The organism is Yinghuangia soli (assembly GCF_021502675.1).
In the GTDB taxonomy this organism is placed as follows: domain Bacteria; phylum Actinomycetota; class Actinomycetes; order Streptomycetales; family Streptomycetaceae; genus Yinghuangia; species Yinghuangia soli.
This window is the reverse complement of the sequence record NZ_JAKFHA010000016.1, coordinates 191379-193661: the sequence shown is the minus strand read 5'-3', so window position 1 is coordinate 193661 and position 2283 is coordinate 191379. Positions and strand designations below refer to the sequence as shown.

Annotated in this window: 2 protein-coding genes; both read left to right on the top strand. The window is 76.3% G+C overall.

The genetic code is table 11. From position 1 onward, the window contains the following. A partial coding sequence (locus LZ495_RS25355) for a globin family protein (protein ID WP_235055183.1) occupies positions 1–1376 on the top strand: 1376 nt, incomplete at its 5' end. A 208-nt stretch (positions 1377–1584) separates the two neighbouring features. Beyond that, a complete protein-coding gene (locus tag LZ495_RS25350) occupies positions 1585–2232 on the top strand; it encodes a DUF2889 domain-containing protein (RefSeq protein WP_235055182.1) in 648 nt (215 codons plus the stop codon). Positions 2233–2283: the final 51 nt, after the last annotated feature.

The window sequence follows — 2283 nt, the reverse complement described above, 5'->3', positions numbered from 1 at the left end:
CGGGCGGCGCCGACGCGCCCGCCGATTCCGACGCGACGCCGCCGCGCGGCGCCCCGGCCCCGGCCGCGCTGCGCGCCGAGGCCGCGGACGACGCGCCGGACGCGCGCGACGTGCCCGCCCCGCCGGCCCCGGGCAACCTCGTCCTGGTCCTCGCCGCGTGGTTCACCGGCCGCGAGCCGCGCTGGCGCACGCTGGCCCGGGACCGGATGTTCACCGACAGCCCGCGCGAGATCGCTTCGCTGGCCGCCGAGTTCGACAAGGACTCGGCCGAGGTGGAGGCCCTGGAGCGGGCGCTGCGCCGGCATCTGGCCGACCAGGTCGAGCAGCCGGGCGGCGCGCAGGTGCGCGAGCACCTGGACTTCGTACGCCGCAGCCTGGGCGCGGTCGCGACCGTCGCCGAGCTGCGCGACCTGGACAAGCGGCACACCGTGACGGTGCCCGGCCTCAACGTCCAGCTGTGGCAGGTGGTCCGCGGGCTGCTCGCGCTCAACACGTCCGCGGACGGCTGGCTGACCGCCGGCGCCCCGGGCGAACTGGAGTCGCGCACCTCGGAGATCGTCGGCGACGCGTGCGAGCGTGCGGACGGCGCGGTCACGCTGGGCGCGCTGGAGCCGCCGCTGTCGATGCTGGGCGTGCGGCCCGAGCTGCATGCCGGGTGGGTGGCCCGGCTGACCGCGTTCCAGGTCGCGGACGGCGTGGTGCGCCCGTGGCCGGCCGACGAGTCGGGCACGGTGGAGACCGCGGCGGCGGCCGAGGCGGCCCGCGGCGAGATGCCGGCCGCGGACGACTCCGGCGAGGGTTCCGGGTACGCCGCGGAGCCGGCCGCCGAGGCGCCGCTGCCGGATGCACCGGTCGGCGAACCGGGCCACGCGGCCCGGTGCTTCCGCGACGAGCACGGCGTGTGGTGGTACCGCATCGACGTGGACGCCGCCCTGCTGGACGGCGAACGCCTGGTGATGCCGGGCGAGTTCGTCTCGCTCCTCGGCCTGCGGCCCGGGCAGAGCCTGCGGCTGCACCATGCCGCGGGTCCGGCCGCGCTGCGGTGGGAGCACGAGCCGTTCTGCGTGTCGATGCGGACGATCCTGGCCGGCATCGGCGCCGAGGGCGGCGACATGGTGTTCATCGGCTCGGTGCGCCCGGGCCGGCTGGAGACGCGGCTGCTGGCCGGCGACGGCAAGCTGCGGCTGCCGCGCTGGGCGCGGGCACTGCGGCACACCGGCGTCGACCCGGTCCCGGACCAGGTCAACCTGCCCGCACTGCTGGGCGCGCGGCTGGGCCTGGACGACGGCTGCGACCTGAAGGCGGTGCTCAAGCGCCTGCAGGACCGCGGCGACGGCGACGTCCTCGAACTGCTGGGTGTCGCCCAGGCCCGCTGAGCGGGCGCCCGTACGACGACGCCCCCGACCGCGGAAATCCCTTCGCGGCCGGGGGCGTTCGGCATTCCCCGGGCCGGCGCCGGAGCGTGCGCCGATCCGGCGGGTTCGCTTCCGGCACCCCGGGCGCGGGATAGTTGTAGGGGTCAGGCAAACTGCGGACAGCAGCCGGTGACCGCGCCACCCGCACGGGGGCGCAGGAGGGGGCCACATGACCGAGACGGAGAACCGGACGGCGAACGGGACCGGTCCGGAGCCGGAGGCCGCGGGGCGGGTACGGCTCCCGGTGCACCGGCGCACGCTGACCTTCGACGCGTTCGAAGAGGGCGACGACATCCTGGTCACCGCGTATCTGCGGGACGAGCGGCCGTGGCAGACCGATGCCCGCGCGGTGCTGCACCACATGCAGTTGGACGTGCGGGTCCGCAAGGCGGGCCTGGTGATCGTCGCGGCGGACGCCGCGATGCACAGCTTCCCGCACGTCGAATGCCCGCTGATCGCGCCGAAGTTCGGTGAGCTGGTCGGCATGCGCGTGGGGTCCGGGTTCAACAAGCAGCTGCAGGAGAACTTCCGCGGCGTGTCCGGCTGCGCGCATCTGTTCGAGCTGTCGCGGGCGCTCGGCTCCGCGGTGTTCCAGAGCGTGATGTCGTGCAGCGCCCGGGCGCGGCTCGCCGCGAACCCCGAGCCGAGCGGCGGACTGCGGCCGCCGCCTCCGGAGCTGATCGACCGCCTGGTCGGCCCGGTGCGCGGCACGTGCCACATCTGGAGCGAGGGCGGCATCGCGGAGGCGAAGGTGCGCAGCGGGGTGGACCTGAACCACGGCCCGTACCCGATCCCGGCGCTGCACACGGCGGAGTAGCGGGGGGGCGGCTGGGCCGCCCAGGCCGGCCCCCCCCCGCGCCGGGGGCAC

What these genes read in the sequence shown, in the direction of transcription:
- LZ495_RS25350 (WP_235055182.1), top strand. Translation starts at nt 1,585, where the DNA reads ATGACCGAGACGGAGAACCGGACGGCGAACGGGACCGGTCCGGAGCCG.